General features: G+C 67.1%; 1 pseudogene. It reads right to left on the bottom strand.

Going from position 1 to position 417, the window contains the following annotated elements:
- Positions 1-417, bottom strand: a pseudogene (locus tag EN780_RS38050) (Ti-type conjugative transfer relaxase TraA); the annotation flags it as partial.

The raw sequence follows: 417 nt of genomic DNA, 5'->3' as shown, positions 1-417 counted from the left end.
TCCGCCTCGCGCTGCGCTCCCCTGGCGGAAGCTTCTTTTTCAGGCACGGCGCCGGCATCGCCGCTTTGCGCTCGACCGTCTTCCCCTCCCGGAATGCGCCCACGGTCCTGACCGGGCCCGACGTCTGCGGGCGAGCGCAACCCGTCGAGCAGCCCGCTGATCTTGTCGCGCAACTTCTCCGGTACGACCCGGCGCACGAACTCGACCACGCGCTCGCGGAAGGTGATGCCGCGGCGCTCGGCGTAGTGTTGCGCCGGGTCGATCTGATCGTAATCCGACGCCATATCCTTGGCGCGGTCGCGTGACAGCGCGCGGACAAGTCGTTCGCGGGTCGCGAAGTCTTCGCTGCCGTAATGCAGATCCATCCCATCCCGATGTCGCGACAAGGACACGTAGCCGCTGTGCGCATCCATGCCT

Origin of the sequence: Mesorhizobium sp. M4B.F.Ca.ET.089.01.1.1, assembly GCF_004022605.1 — a bacterium.
Taxonomy (GTDB): domain Bacteria; phylum Pseudomonadota; class Alphaproteobacteria; order Rhizobiales; family Rhizobiaceae; genus Mesorhizobium; species Mesorhizobium abyssinicae.
The sequence above is the reverse complement of the archived record's forward strand: the minus strand, read 5'-3'. Positions and strand labels throughout refer to the sequence as shown.